The organism is Serpentinimonas barnesii (genome assembly GCF_000696225.1).
Taxonomy (GTDB): Bacteria; Pseudomonadota; Gammaproteobacteria; order Burkholderiales; family Burkholderiaceae_C; genus Serpentinimonas; species Serpentinimonas barnesii.
This window is the reverse complement of the sequence record NZ_BAWN01000020.1, coordinates 12,636-25,587: the sequence shown is the minus strand read 5'-3', so window position 1 is coordinate 25,587 and position 12,952 is coordinate 12,636. Positions and strand designations below refer to the sequence as shown.

Annotated in this window: 12 protein-coding genes; 1 reads left to right on the top strand and 11 read right to left on the bottom strand. The window is 66.4% G+C overall.

Annotated elements, in window-relative coordinates; all coding sequences use genetic code 11:
- Nucleotides 1-27: 27 nt before the first annotated feature.
- From SRAH_RS06565 to rpsB, 10 genes are all read right to left on the bottom strand, one after another.
- Nucleotides 28-552 carry an OmpH/Skp family outer membrane protein gene (locus SRAH_RS06565; RefSeq protein ID WP_029462554.1) on the bottom strand — a complete coding sequence of 175 codons (525 nt, stop codon included), beginning with the start codon at nucleotides 550-552 and terminating at the stop codon, nucleotides 28-30.
- Nucleotides 552-2,867, bottom strand: a complete 2,316-nt coding sequence (bamA, locus tag SRAH_RS06560) for an outer membrane protein assembly factor BamA (RefSeq protein WP_149028943.1) — start codon at nucleotides 2,865-2,867, stop codon at nucleotides 552-554. The genes SRAH_RS06565 and bamA overlap by 1 nt, the downstream gene beginning before the upstream one ends.
- 11 nt (nucleotides 2,868-2,878) lie before the next feature.
- Nucleotides 2,879-4,240: an RIP metalloprotease RseP gene (rseP, locus tag SRAH_RS06555; protein WP_029462552.1), complete on the bottom strand. Its 1,362-nt coding sequence runs from the start codon at nucleotides 4,238-4,240 to the stop codon at nucleotides 2,879-2,881.
- 91 nt (nucleotides 4,241-4,331) lie between these two features.
- A complete protein-coding gene (ispC, locus tag SRAH_RS06550; RefSeq protein WP_029462551.1) occupies nucleotides 4,332-5,507 on the bottom strand; it encodes a 1-deoxy-D-xylulose-5-phosphate reductoisomerase in 1,176 nt (391 codons plus the stop codon).
- Between the two features lie 22 nt (nucleotides 5,508-5,529).
- Nucleotides 5,530-6,357 (bottom strand): phosphatidate cytidylyltransferase, encoded by an 828-nt coding sequence (locus SRAH_RS06545; RefSeq protein ID WP_029462550.1) that lies wholly within the window; start codon nucleotides 6,355-6,357, stop codon nucleotides 5,530-5,532.
- Between the two features lie 9 nt (nucleotides 6,358-6,366).
- Nucleotides 6,367-7,122 (bottom strand): polyprenyl diphosphate synthase, encoded by a 756-nt coding sequence (gene uppS, locus SRAH_RS06540; RefSeq protein ID WP_029462549.1) that lies wholly within the window; start codon nucleotides 7,120-7,122, stop codon nucleotides 6,367-6,369.
- Nucleotides 7,123-7,140: 18 nt separating this feature from the next.
- Complete coding sequence (gene frr / locus SRAH_RS06535) at nucleotides 7,141-7,701, bottom strand: ribosome recycling factor (protein WP_029462548.1); 561 nt, start codon at nucleotides 7,699-7,701, stop codon at nucleotides 7,141-7,143.
- 73 nt (nucleotides 7,702-7,774) lie between these two features.
- A complete protein-coding gene (gene pyrH / locus SRAH_RS06530; RefSeq protein WP_029462547.1) occupies nucleotides 7,775-8,485 on the bottom strand; it encodes a UMP kinase in 711 nt (236 codons plus the stop codon).
- Nucleotides 8,486-8,633: 148 nt separating this feature from the next.
- Nucleotides 8,634-9,554: a translation elongation factor Ts gene (gene tsf, locus SRAH_RS06525; protein ID WP_029462546.1), complete on the bottom strand. Its 921-nt coding sequence runs from the start codon at nucleotides 9,552-9,554 to the stop codon at nucleotides 8,634-8,636.
- A gap of 110 nt (nucleotides 9,555-9,664) precedes the next feature.
- The gene (rpsB, locus tag SRAH_RS06520) at nucleotides 9,665-10,414 is read right to left on the bottom strand and encodes a 30S ribosomal protein S2 (protein ID WP_029462545.1); all 750 of its coding nucleotides are present in this window, start codon (nucleotides 10,412-10,414) and stop codon (nucleotides 9,665-9,667) included.
- 217 nt (nucleotides 10,415-10,631) lie between these two features.
- Between rpsB and SRAH_RS06515 the strand changes: the two genes are divergently transcribed.
- Nucleotides 10,632-12,296: a bifunctional ADP-dependent NAD(P)H-hydrate dehydratase/NAD(P)H-hydrate epimerase gene (locus SRAH_RS06515; RefSeq protein WP_029462544.1), complete on the top strand. Its 1,665-nt coding sequence runs from the start codon at nucleotides 10,632-10,634 to the stop codon at nucleotides 12,294-12,296.
- A gap of 25 nt (nucleotides 12,297-12,321) precedes the next feature.
- Here SRAH_RS06515 and SRAH_RS06510 read toward each other — a convergent pair whose 3' ends face one another.
- On the bottom strand, nucleotides 12,322-12,870 hold the full coding sequence (locus SRAH_RS06510; RefSeq protein ID WP_029462543.1) for a YggT family protein: 549 nt from the start codon (nucleotides 12,868-12,870) through the stop codon (nucleotides 12,322-12,324).
- Nucleotides 12,871-12,952 lie beyond the last annotated feature (82 nt).

The following is a 12,952-nucleotide window of genomic DNA, read 5'->3' as shown; positions in this document are numbered from 1 at the left end:
GAAGCGTGCGGGTGGGGCGCTCGCCCCTCAGCGGGCCGGGGCGCTGTTCAAACCCGCGATCACCTTGTCGGTGATGTCGTGCCGGGGGTGGATGTAGACCGCCTCTTGGATGATGAGGTCGAAGCGCTCGGCCTCGGCAATCTGGCGGATAACGCGGTTGGCGCGCTCGATCACCTGCTGCAACTCCTCGTTGCGGCGCAGGTTCAGGTCTTCTTGGAAGGCGGTGCGGCGGCGCTGGAAGTCGCGCTCGAGCTCGACCAACTGGCGCTGGCGCGTGGCGCGCTGGGTTTCAGATAGCGTGGGCGCTTCGCGCTGAAAAGCCTCGGAAGCGGTGCGCAACTGCGTGCCCAGCGTGTCGATCTCGCCCTCGCGGCGCGAAAACTCTTGGCGCAGCTTGGTTTGCGCGGCTTGGGCAGCGGCCGAGTCGCGCAGCACGCGGTCGGTGTTGACGAAGCCGACTTTGAAGTCTTGCGCCGTGGCGGTGAGGGCCGCAGTGGCCAGCAGCAGAGCTGCCAAGGTGGAACGCAACAGGTGGCGAGAGAGAGATTTCATCAGAACGTGGTACCAATCTGGAATTGAACGCTTTGCGGTTTGTCGTTGGCGAACTGGCGCAACGGCCGCGCATAGGCGATTCTAAGCGGCCCGACGGGTGAGAGCCAACTGATGCCGACACCGGCCGAGGCGCGAAAGTCGCTGAAGCGGCTTTGCTGGTTGAAATCGTCCGATACGTTGCCGATGTCGACAAAACCAAACAGGCGCAGCGTGCGGTCGTTGCCGGCGCCGGGGAAGGGGGCCAGGATTTCGGTGTTGAGCACCGCCATGCGCGAGCCGCCGATGTAGGACAAGGCGCCCGGTTGCCCCACGATGCCGCTGGTGCCGCCCAAGGTGCCTTGCTCGAAACCGCGCACCGAGCCCAAGCCGCCGCCAAAGAAGTTTTTGAACACCGGGAAGGGCTTGTCGCCCAAGCCGCGGCCCCAACCGGCCTCGGCGTTGAAGGCCAGAGTGAGCTGGTGCGTGAGCGGGAAGTACTGCTGGAACTGGCCGCTCAGGCGCCAGTAGCGCGTGTCGCCAAACAGGCCCAACTCGCCATTGAGGCGCATCAGGCGCCCGCTGGTGGGCACCAGCGCGCTGTCGCGGCCGTCGCGCGCCCAACCGACGGTGATGGGCACCGAGATCGAGGATGGACCAAATGCGTTCATGTGCTGCTGAAACGCCAGCGGCAAGCCGGCTCCGGGCTCGATGCGCGTCTGCTCCACACCAAGGCCAAAGAACACCGTATCGGTCTCGGTGAAAGGCACCCCAAAGCGGATGCTGGCCCCGGGTGTAACGAGCCGGTAGTCGCCCGCCTGCTCCGACAAGGGGCGGCTGGTGCGGTAAAACACGTCGATGGTGCGCGAGACCCCGTCGACGGTGAAATACGGGTTGGTGGTGCTGAGCACGAACTGCTCGTTGAAGCGGCTGGTGTTGACGTTCAGGCTGAGCGAGTGGCCGCTGCCAAAAATGTTGTCCTGCGTGATGCCGGCGACAAACGAGAGCCCGTCGGCCTGGCCGTAGCCGGCCCCGATGGACAGGCTGCCGGTGGCACGCTCCTCGACCGCCACCACCAGATCGACCTGATCGGGGGCGCCGGGCACCTCGCGCGTATCGACCGTGACCTGGGTGAAGAAGCCGAGCCGATCGACGCGGTCGCGCGACAGGCGGATGCGGTCGCCGTCGTACCAAGCCGACTCGAGCTGGCGGAACTCGCGCCGGATGACTTCGTCGCGGGTGCGCTCGTTGCCCTCGATCTCGATGCGGCGCACAAAGGCGCGGCGCGAGGGTTCGGCGCGCAACACGAACGCCACCTGGGCGTTTTCGCGGTTGATTTCGGGCACCGCCTCGACGCGTGCAAAAGCAAAGCCAAAGCGCCCAAAATGCTCGCCAAAGGCGCGCACGGTCTCGCTCACTTCTTCGGCGTTGTAGGCCTGACCGACGCGGATGCGCACAAAGGATTTGAACTCCTCCTCGCGGCCCAGGTAATTGCCTTCCAGCCGCACCCCGGAGACCACGAAGCGCTGGCCCTCGGTGATGTTGATGGTGATCGCCATTTCGCCTTTGTCGGGCGTGATGGCGACTTGGGTCGAGTCGATCGTGAACTCGAGGAAGCCGCGCGTGAGGTAATACGAACGCAGGGTTTCGAGGTCGGCGTTGAGGCGCTCGCGCGAATAGCGGTCGGAGCGGGTGTACCAGCTCAGCCAGTTGCCGGTGTCGAGCGCAAACAGGCTCAGCAGCGTGGACTCGCTAAACGCCTGGTTGCCCACGATGCGCAGCTCAGCAATGCGCGTGATGCCGCCTTCGACCACATTGAAATTGAGGTTGACGCGGTTGCGGTCCAGGGGCGTGACGGTGGCGGTGACGGTGGCGGCGTACATGCTGCGCGTCAGGTACTGGCGCTTGAGCTCTTGTTCGGCGCGGTCGGCCAAGGCGCGGTCGAACGGGCGACCCTCGGCCAAGCCGACGTCGCGCAAGGCGCGGCGCAGCACCTCGTTGTCGAACTCGCGCACGCCCGTGAAGGAAATCTCGGAGACGGTTGGGCGCTCCTCGACGATCACCACCAGCACCTCGCCCTCGACTTGCAGCCGCACGTCGGAGAACAAGCCAAGCCCGAACAGGGCGCGAATGGCGGCGCTGCCTTGGTCTTCGGTGAAGGCGTCGCCGACCCGGAACGGCAGCGAGGCAAACACCGTGCCGGGCTCGACCCGCTGCAGGCCCTCGACCCGGATGTCGCGCAAGGTGAAAGGGTTGGTCGCCCAAGCCGGCAGCGCAACCGCCAAAGAAACCAAGGCGCCCAAAGCGAGGCGGCGCAAGCGCGGATGCTTGTTGATCATGAAAGGGTTTCTCAGCCCAGCAAACGGGCAATATCGTTAAAAATGGCCAGCGACATGATGCCCAGCAGCAGCACGATTCCGAGGCGCTGCAAGCCATCCATCCAAGCGTCGGGCACCGGTCGTCCGGTCACGGCTTCCCACAGATAATACATCAGGTGCCCGCCGTCGAGCACCGGCAGCGGCAGCAGGTTGAGCACGCCGAGGCTGACGCTGATCAGCGCCAGAAACAGCAGGTAGCTCGTAAACCCCAGCGCCGCCGACTGGCCGGCGTAGTCGGCGATGGTGATGGGGCCGCTGAGGTTTTGCAGCGAGGCTTGGCCAGTCACCATCTTGCCGATCATTTGCAGCGACAGGTGCGAGACCTCCCAGGTGCGCACCACCCCTTGCCACAGCCCCTCCAGCGGCCCGAGCGAGCGCTCGGCCATTTCGGGGGTGGCACCCACGAAAGCCCCGATGCGGCCCACCCACAGCCCCTCGATCTGCTCGGGGCGCGGTGTGACCTCGAGCTCGAGCTGGCGACCGTCGCGCTCGACCAACCAGCGCTGCGTGCGCGGCTGGCCGTCGGCGGCCGAGAGGCGGATGAGTTGGCGCAGTTGCGCCGCGTCGCGCACCGGCTGGCCATCGACGCGCAACACCCGGTCCGCCGCCAGCAGGCCGGCAGCGGCAGCAGCCCCCTCGGGCGTGAGCTGGCCCAGCAGCGGCGCCGACCACGGGGCCTCGATGCCAATCTGGCGCAGCAAGCCGGCGTCGGCGTGGCGCACATCGACTTGCGACAGCTCCAGCCGCACCTCGCGCCCGGGTTCGCCCGGGCCGTTGGCCAGCCACAGACGCAAATCCTGCTGCCCCAAGGCGGCGCGGGTCAGCTCCCAACGCAGTTGGCTGAACGATTCAATCGCTTGCGGCGCTTGATCGACCCGCGCCAGCGCCACCACCCACTCACCGCCGCGCACCCCGGCGCGCTCGGCCAGCGAAGCGGGCGTGGGCGTGGACAGCACCGGTTGCGGCTGCGGCACCCCGATCCACGACACCAGCGCATACAGCAGCACCGCCAGCAGCAGATTGGCCGCCGGCCCGGCAGCGACGATGGCGGCGCGCACCCGCAGACGCTGGGTGTTGAAAGCCAGATGGCGCTCGGCGGCCGCCACGCTGCCCTCGCGCTCATCGAGCATGCGCACGTAGCCACCCAGCGGCAGCACACCCAGCACGTATTCGGTGCCGCTGCGCGGTGAACGCCAGCTCCACAAAGGCTTGCCAAACCCGACCGAAAAACGCAGCACCTTGACGCCACAGGCCACCGCCACGCGGTAGTGCCCGTACTCGTGCACCGCGATCAGCAGCCCGAGGGCCACCAGAAAAGCCAAAATGGTCAACATGGGCTTGCCACAAAAAAATGCACCGGGGCCCGGTCAGGTTCTAGATGCAGGGCTGGGGGCGGTGGGGGCAGCGCCACAGATGCGCTGGGCCTCAATCTTGCCAGCGCCGCAACTGCGCCTGCGCCACCGAGCGCGCCTGGGCATCCAGCGCCAGCAAATCGTCGAGCCCGTCGGGTTTGGAGGGCGCCAAGGCTTGCAGCGTTCCCGCGTTCACGGCGTGGATGCGGTCAAAGCGCAACTGGCGCTGCAAAAAAGCCTGCACCGCCACTTCGTTGGCGGCATTGAGCACGGCCGTGCTGCCACTCGGCCCGGCCAAGGCCTCCCAGGCCAAAAACAGGGCCGGAAAGCGCTCGCGCGTGGGCGGCTCAAAGCTCAGCGCCCCCATGCGCGCAAAATCCAGCGCCTCGGCCCCGGATTCGATGCGCTCGGGCCAGCTCAGGCCGTAGGCGATCGGCACCCGCATATCGGGGGTGCCCAGTTGCGCCAGCACCGAGCGGTCGCGCATCTGCACCATGGAGTGGATCACGCTCTGCGGGTGGATCACCACCTCGATTTGCTCGGGCGCCAGGCCAAACAGGTAGTGCGCCTCGATCACTTCGAGCGCCTTGTTCATCATGGTGGCCGAATCGACCGAGATTTTTTGCCCCATGACCCAGTTTGGGTGGGCGCAGGCCTGCTCGGGCGTGACGCTGGCCAAGCTGGCCGGGTCGCGCTGGCGAAACGGCCCGCCAGAAGCGGTGAGGATGATTTTTTCGACCCGCTGCGCCCACACCAGGGGCGACTCGGGCAGGCACTGAAACAGTGCCGAATGCTCGCTGTCTATGGGCAGCAAGGTGGCGCCACCGGCGCGCACCGCCTGCATGAACCACTCGCCGCCCAGCACCAGCGCCTCTTTGTTGGCCAGCAGCAGCTTTTTGCCGCTGCGCGCCGCCGCCACACAGGGCGCCAAACCGGCAGCGCCGACGATGGCGGCCATCACGGCATCGACCTCGGGCGCTGCCGCCACCTCGCACAAGGCCTCGGGTCCGCCCAGCACCTCGGTGCCACGGACGCCGAGCCGCTGCAAGGCATGGCGCAAGGCATCCGCCTTGGCCTTTGTGATGACGGCGTAGCGCGGCCTAAAGCGCTGGCACTGCTGCGCCAACTCCTCAACCCGCTCTTGGGCCGTGAGCGCAAAGACGCGGTAGCGCTGCGGGTGGCGCGCCACCACATCCAAGGTCTGGGTTCCGATCGATCCGGTCGATCCGAGCACGGTCAGCGTTTGCATGGTTAAAGTGTGGCCTGCGCTTTTAAGCGGTCACGATCCAGAGCGACAAGGGCAGCACCGGCAACAGCGCATCGAAACGGTCCAGCAGCCCGCCATGACCGGGCAATATGCGGCTGGAGTCTTTTTTGCCCGCGCTGCGCTTGACCAGGGATTCGAGCAAATCGCCCATCACACTCAAGGCCAGCAACAGCAGCAAACCGGCCAGCGCCAGCCATGGCCCCAGTTGCCACAGCTCGGTGTAGAGGGTGGGGCCCCAGTGCGGTGGCCACGCGGTGATCCACAGCGCGCTCAGCAGCAGCACCGCCAGTGCCGCGCTCCACACCCCTTCCCAGGTTTTGCCGGGGCTGATGGTGGGCGCCAGTTTGCGCCGCCCAAAGCGTTTGCCGCCAAAGTAGGCCGCAATGTCGGCCGCCCAGACCAACAACAAAATGCTCAGCAGCATGCCCAAGCCGATCGCCTTGGCATGCAGCAAGGCCCACCACGCCTGCCCCAGCAGCAGCAGCCCCAGCCCCGCTCGTGGCCCAGTGGCGAGTTGGCACCAACCCGCTACGCCCCTTTGCAGCAACCACGGCAGCAGCGCGGCACAGGCCAGGGCGGACAGCAGCCAAAACCAGCGGCTGGTTTGGCCTACGCCCACCAGCCCCCACAAGGCCAACAAAATTCCTGCCAGTCCAATGGCCAAGCCAATGGCTGGCCCGCGCGACAGTCCGCTCAGACGCGCCCACTCCCACGCCGCGATGCACACCAGCAGCAGCGTGAGCAGGCCAAACGGCCATTCAGACGAGTGCCAGAGCGAAGCCAGCAACAGCCCCAACAGCCCCAGCGCCGTGAGCACACGCTGCCACAACATGGGTGCCGATCAGGCCACAGCCCGCAAGGGCTGCACCGATTCTGAACGCTGCTCCGCCATCTGCTCTGAAATCAGGCCGAAGCGCCGCTCGCGCCGCGCATAAGCGGCCAGCGCCCGGTCAAACTCTTCGCGCTCGAAAGCCGGCCACAGCGCCGCAGAAAAATACAACTCGCTGTAGGCGCTCTGCCAGAGCAGGAAGTTGCTCAGGCGCTGCTCGCCACCGGTGCGGATGAGCAAGTCGGGGTCGCCCACATGGGCCAGCGCCATGGCCCCGGTCAACGCCGCTTCGGTGATCGGCTCGCCGCGCGCCGCCAGCTGCTGTGCCGCCTGCACCACGTCCCAACGGCCGCCGTAGTTGAAGCACACATTGAGCACCAGGCGCTGGTTGGCCGCCGTTTGCCGCTCGGCTTGCGCCAGCCGCTGCTGCAATTCGGGGCTCAGCGCCTGCCGATCGCCAGGGAAATGCAGCCGCACCCCAGCGCGCTCGAGTTCGGCCACTTCGCGCTCCAGCGCCCGGCCCAGCAGCCCCATCAGGCCGCTCACCTCGTCGGCGGGTCGGCTCCAGTTCTCGGACGAAAAAGCAAACACCGTCAGCACCTGCACCCCGGCTTCGCCACACCAGCGCACCAGTTCGCGCAATTTTTCCAGCCCCTGGCGGTGCCCGGCCAAGCGCGGCAAATAGCGCTGCTTGGCCCAACGGCCGTTGCCGTCCATCACGACGGCCAGATGCTGCGGTACGCCCGCGCTGCGCTCAAGAGGGGTCATGGGCGGTTCTGAACAGGCTCAAAAAGCCATCAGCTCTTGTTCTTTGGCGGCCACAATCTTGTCCACCTCGGCGATCATTTTGTCGGTGAGCTTTTGCACCTCTTCTTGGGCGCGGCGCTCGTCGTCTTCGGAGGCGAGCTTGTCTTTAACCAGTTTTTTGAGTTGCTCGTTGGCGTCGCGGCGCAGGTTGCGAATCGCGATCTTGCTCTGCTCGCCCTCGCCCTTGACGACCTTGGTGAGCTCCTTGCGCCGCTCCTCGTTCATGGCCGGGATCGGCACCCGAATCAGGTCGCCCTGCGAAGCCGGATTGAGCCCAAGGTCGGACTCGCGGATGGCTTTCTCGATCTTGGCTCCCATGCCCTTTTCCCACGGCGCCACGCCGATGGTGCGCGCATCGAGCAGGCTCAGGTTGGCCACTTGCGACAGCGGCAGCATGGCCCCGTAATAATCTACGTGGACGGTGTCGAGCAAGGCCGGGTTGGCGCGCCCGGTGCGCACCTTGCCCAGGCTGCCTTTGAGCGCCTCGAGCGAGGCGTGCATTTTGAGGTCGGCGTTTTTCTTGATGTCGGAAATCTGCATGGTCGTCACTCGCTATTGATCTGGCCGCAACCGAGCAGGCCATTATTAGGCTAACCGCGTAGCATACACCGACTCAGACGTGCACCAGCGTGCCTTCGTCCTCGCCTTGCACCACCCGGCGCAGCGCCCCCGGCTTGAAGATCGAAAACACCCGCACCGGCAGTTCTTGGTCGCGGCACAGGGCAAAGGCGGTGGCGTCCATTACCTGCAACTGGCGCGCCATGGCTTCGTCAAAGCTGATGCTTTGGTAGCGCACGGCATTGGGGTCTTTTTTCGGGTCGGCGCTGTACACCCCATCGACCTTGGTTGCCTTGAGCACGATCTCGGCCCCAATCTCGGCCCCGCGCAGCGCGGCGGCGGTGTCGGTGGTGAAGAATGGGTTGCCGGTGCCGGCGGCAAACACCACCACCTTGCCCTCTTCGAGGTACTGCAGCGCCTTGGGCCGCACATAGGGCTCGACCACCTGGTCGATGTTGATGGCCGACATCACGCGCGCTTTCAGCCCCTGGCGGTTTATGGCGTCGCCCAGCGCCAGCGCGTTCATCACGGTGGCCAGCATGCCCATGTAGTCGGCGGTGGCGCGCTCCATGCCCGCCGCACCGCCCGCCACACCGCGAAAGATGTTGCCGCCGCCGATCACCACCGCCACCTGCACCCCGAGCTGCACCACCTCGGCCACCTCGGCCACGATGCGGTCGATGGTGGCGCGGTTGATGCCAAAGGCGTCATCGCCCATCAGGGCTTCACCAGAGAGCTTGAGCAAGATGCGCTGATGGGCGGGCATAGGGGCTTTCAGGAGGATGAGATCGAGCGATTTTAGAGGCTGCGGCACGACAACGGCCACCCCTTTGCAGGGCTGGCCGTTGCAATGCGTGACACGGTTGGCCACGCGGCAAGGCGGCTGGCGCACCAGCCAGCCCGGCAAACCGGGCTTAGCCGGCTTTGGCTGCCGCCACCTGGGCGGCCACCTCGGCGGCGAAGTCGTCTTGCTTCTTCTCGATGCCTTCGCCCACCACGTACAGCGTAAAGCCCTTGATCGTGGTGCCCGCAGCCTTGAGCATTTGCTCGACCGTTTGCTTATCGTTCTTGACGAAAGCCTGGTTGAACAGCGAGACCTCTTTGAGGTATTTTTGCACCCCGCCCTCGATGCGCTTGGCCACGATTTCGGGCGGCTGCGCGGGCTTGCCAGCGGCCTCGGCCAGCTTGCGGTCTTCTTCGGCCTTGCCAGCGGCCACGGCGCGCTCTTTCTCGATCAGCTCGGCCGGCACCTCGGCGGCGGTGAGCGACACCGGCTTCATGGCGGCGATGTGCATGGCGGCGTCTTTGGCAGCCGTGGCGTCGCCCTCATACTCCACCAGCACCCCGATGCGCACCCCGTGCAAATAGGCTGCCAACTGGCCGCCACCGCTGCAGCGCTTGAAGCGGCGCAGCGTCATGTTCTCGCCGATCTTGCCAATCAGGCCCTTGCGCACGTCTTCGACCGTGGGGCCAAAGCCCTCCAGGCTCAGCGGCAGCGCGCCCACGGCGGCCACGTCGGCCGGGTTGTTTTGCGCGATCAGGTTGGCGACCTGGTTGCAAAAACTCAGGAACAGCTCGTTTTTGGAGACGAAATCGGTTTCGCAGTTGACTTCCAGCAGCGCCCCGGTGTGGCCACCCAGGCTGGCCACCACCACGCCTTCGGCGGTGACGCGGCTGGCGGCCTTGCCGGCCTTGTTGCCGAGCTTGACGCGCAGCAGCTCTTCGGCCTTGTCCATATTGCCATCGGCCTCGGTGAGGGCCTTTTTGCACTCCATCATCGGCGCGTCGGTCTTGGCGCGCAGTTGGGCGACCATGCTTGCGGTGATTGCAGCCATTGTGTGTACTCCGTTGCGGGCTCAAAGGCCCGAGCTTGCATTAACTATGTGAAAAATTGCTTACAAAAAAGGGGCGCAAACGCCCCTTGTGTAGCTGGCGCAGCGAAGGCTCAGGCTTCTTCTTTGACCTCGACGAACTCGTCGCCGCTGCTCGCCTGCACCGCTTGCACCACGTTGCTGACGGCGTTGGCACGGCCTTCGATGATGGCGTCGGCGATGCCGCGCGCATACAGGGCCACCGCCTTGGCCGAGTCGTCGTTGCCAGGGATGACGTAGTCGATCCCGATTGGCGAGTGGTTGGTGTCCACCACGGCGATCAGTGGGATGCCGAGCTTTTGCGCTTCGGCCACGGCGATTTTGTGGTAGCCCACGTCGATAACAAAAATCGCGTCCGGCAGCGCGTTCATGTCTTGAATGCCGCCGATGTCGTTTTGCAGCTTCTCGATCTGACGACCAAAGGTGAGCTGCTCTTTTTTCGACATGTGATCAAGGCCGGCTTCTTTTTGCGCCAGCATCTCTTTGAGGCGCTTGATCGAGGTCTTGACCGTTTTGAAGTTGGTCAACATGCCACCGAGCCAGCGCTGCTCGACGAAGGGCACGCCGGCGCGCTGCGCCTCGAGGGCCACGATGTCGCGCGCTTGGCGCTTGGTGCCCACCATCAGCACGTTGCCGCCGCGGGCAGTGGTTTGGCGCACAAACTTGGCCGCTTCCTCGAACAGAGGCAGCGTCTTGTCCAAGTTGATGATGTGGATTTTGTTGCGATGCCCAAAGATGTAGGGGGCCATCTTGGGGTTCCAGAAGCGGGTTTGGTGGCCAAAATGCACACCGGCTTCTAGCATTTCGCGCATGGAAATGGTCATGGTTGTGTTACCTTTCAGGTTGGGTCTTAAATCAGGCCCGCATCGCGACCACGCTGCACCGGCCCTGTGCCGATGAAAAATGGACGCAACACCCGATTGGGCCTGTTTGCGATTGCTTTACCGCCACCACAACCCCGGCAGCCCCAAAGGGCAACCAAAGCGCGACATCGGCAAAACTCCAGCATTCTAGCACGCCCGCCGTGGCGGCATCGAGCCCATGAACCCGACCCCCCACCCGCAACGCCTGCCACTGCCCGATTTGCCCCGCGCATTGCCGCTCTATGGCGGCCACAGCAGCCGCGCCATCGAGCAAATGGCGCAGCACGCATTGGGGCGCCAGCAGCTGCCTACCCACACCCTGATGCAGCGCGCCGGTGCCGCCGTGTTTCGCCTGAGCGCCGCGCTGGCCCCGCACGCGCGCCGGGTCTGGGTGGTGTGCGGCGGCGGCAACAACGGCGGCGATGGCCTGCTGGCGGCCGTGGCGTGGCAGCAGCGTTTGCAGCCGCTGGGCGGCCGGGTCTGCGTGACCTGGCTGGGCGATGCGCAGCGCCTGCCCGAGGACGCACGCCACGCATGGGCGCTGGCGCAGCAGGCTGGCCTGCACTGGGCCGAAACGCCAGCCGAAGGGCCCGATGCGCCCGACTTGGCCATCGACGCGCTGTTTGGCCTGGGGCTGGCGCAGGCCGTGCGCGGCCCGGCGTTGGATTGGATCGAGCGCCTGCAAAACCTGCCCTGCCCGCTGCTGTGCGTCGACCTGCCCAGCGGCTTGTGCGCCGACCATGGCAACTGGCACGCCCGCAGCGCCCCCACGGCCAGCCCCTTGCGCCACACCCTGAGCCTGCTCACGCTCAAGCCGGGTCTGTTCACGCACCACGGCCGCCAAGCCAGCGGCCAGATTTGGTTCGATGACTTGGGCTGGAGCCAATTGGGCCTGGACGCTCCCGCGCCCAGCGCGTGGCTGCATGGGCCCGAGGCACCCCTTGGCATGAGCCCCAGCCCCACCGCCCTGCCGGCCACCGAGGTCGAGGCCGCATGGGCCTGCCGCCCCAGCCCCAGCTTGGTGCGCCAGCGCCAGCACGGCGCCCACAAGGGCACGCACGGCAGCGTGATCGTGATCGGCGGCCAGCAACCGGGCCCGCATGGCACCGGCATGACCGGCGCCGCCGTGCTGGCCGCTCGGGCGGCGCTGCGCGGCGGGGCTGGGCGGGTCTATTTGGGCCTGCTGGAACCGGCAGCGGGCACGGCAGCAGCCCCGGCCTATGATCCGCTGCAACCCGAGCTGATGCTGCGCCCGGCGGCCGCGCTGTTACACGACCCGATCGCGGCGCAGAGCGTGACGGTGTGCGGCTGCGGCGGCGGAACGGCGGTGGCGGCGCTGCTGGCCGAGGTGCTGGCCACCTGCCCGCGCCTGGTGCTCGACGCCGACGCCCTCAACGCCCTCGCCGCCGACGCCGCGCTGCAGGCCCAGCTCGCGGCCCGGTTCGATCGGGGCTGGCAAACGGTGCTCACGCCGCACCCACTGGAAGCGGCGCGCCTGCTCGCTTGCAGCGTGGCACAGGTGCAGGCCGACCGGCTGGGTGCCGCGCAGCAATTGGCCGAGAGCAGCCGCTGCGTGGTGGTGCTCAAGGGCTCTGGAACCGTGGTCGCTGCGCCCGGCTGGGTGCCGCGCATCAACCCCAGCGGCAACGCGCTGCTGGCCAGTGCGGGCACCGGCGACGTGCTGGCCGGACTGATCGGGGCGCTGCTGGCCACCGCCGAAGCCAGCTTGGCGGGCACGGTGCAGGCCGCAGCCGTGGCGGTGCACCGCCACGGCCGCTGCGCCGACCGCTGGCCGCCTGATCAAGCGCTGCTGTGCGCCAGCGACCTGCTCCACCGCCTCTAAGCCTGGTTGGAGGGCAGCGAAGCGCTCAACCGATCAAGATCAAGGCGACTTGCAGCAGCACGATCAGCAGCAGCACCGACAAATCCACCCCGCCGATGGTGGGCAGCACGCGCCGAATGGGGCCCAGCAAGGGCTGCAGCAACTGCCCCAACGTGTACTGGATCGGCGCCTGGGGCTGCACCCAGGACAGCACCACGTACACCAGCGCCAGCACCATCAGGCCCTGCAACACGGTGCGCAGCATAAAGTTGAGGGCCACAAAGGGCACGCTGAACAAGGGGCTGGCCCCGGTCGGGCCGATCAGACCGGCCCCGAGCAGGGTGTGCCAAGCCGCCGAGTAGGCCAGCGCCAACAAACTGGCCGCGATGAAGCTGGCCACGTCCAATTTCGACTGCACCCAAGCCCGTGGCAGCGATTTGCGCAGCGGCTGCACGATCCAGTTGGTGACCGCCATCACAAACGGGCCCGGCTGCTGCACCATGCGCATGCGCCGGGTGTTCATCCAAGTGCGCAGCAGGGCTGCTCCGACCAGGAAAAAAAACAGCGTGTCGAGCAAAAAAAGGAGGGCAGACATGTTGCTCAGTGGGGCACGAGCGCCCCTGGACACTTAAAGCAAAGCAGGCCACGCGGGGGCCGCGAGCCCAGCGCGTGCAGGG

Excerpts from the sequence above, each read along its gene's own strand:
- SRAH_RS06565 (WP_029462554.1), bottom strand. The coding sequence starts at position 552 with ATGAAATCTCTCTCTCGCCACCTGTTGCGTTCCACCTTGGCAGCTCTG.
- bamA (WP_149028943.1), bottom strand. The coding sequence starts at position 2,867 with ATGATCAACAAGCATCCGCGCTTGCGCCGCCTCGCTTTGGGCGCCTTG.
- rseP (WP_029462552.1), bottom strand. The coding sequence starts at position 4,240 with ATGTTGACCATTTTGGCTTTTCTGGTGGCCCTCGGGCTGCTGATCGCG.
- ispC (WP_029462551.1), bottom strand. The coding sequence starts at position 5,507 with ATGCAAACGCTGACCGTGCTCGGATCGACCGGATCGATCGGAACCCAG.
- SRAH_RS06545 (WP_029462550.1), bottom strand. The coding sequence starts at position 6,357 with ATGTTGTGGCAGCGTGTGCTCACGGCGCTGGGGCTGTTGGGGCTGTTG.
- uppS (WP_029462549.1), bottom strand. The coding sequence starts at position 7,122 with ATGACCCCTCTTGAGCGCAGCGCGGGCGTACCGCAGCATCTGGCCGTC.
- frr (WP_029462548.1), bottom strand. The coding sequence starts at position 7,701 with ATGCAGATTTCCGACATCAAGAAAAACGCCGACCTCAAAATGCACGCC.
- pyrH (WP_029462547.1), bottom strand. The coding sequence starts at position 8,485 with ATGCCCGCCCATCAGCGCATCTTGCTCAAGCTCTCTGGTGAAGCCCTG.
- tsf (WP_029462546.1), bottom strand. The coding sequence starts at position 9,554 with ATGGCTGCAATCACCGCAAGCATGGTCGCCCAACTGCGCGCCAAGACC.
- rpsB (WP_029462545.1), bottom strand. The coding sequence starts at position 10,414 with ATGACCATTTCCATGCGCGAAATGCTAGAAGCCGGTGTGCATTTTGGC.
- SRAH_RS06515 (WP_029462544.1), top strand. The coding sequence starts at position 10,632 with ATGAACCCGACCCCCCACCCGCAACGCCTGCCACTGCCCGATTTGCCC.
- SRAH_RS06510 (WP_029462543.1), bottom strand. The coding sequence starts at position 12,870 with ATGTCTGCCCTCCTTTTTTTGCTCGACACGCTGTTTTTTTTCCTGGTC.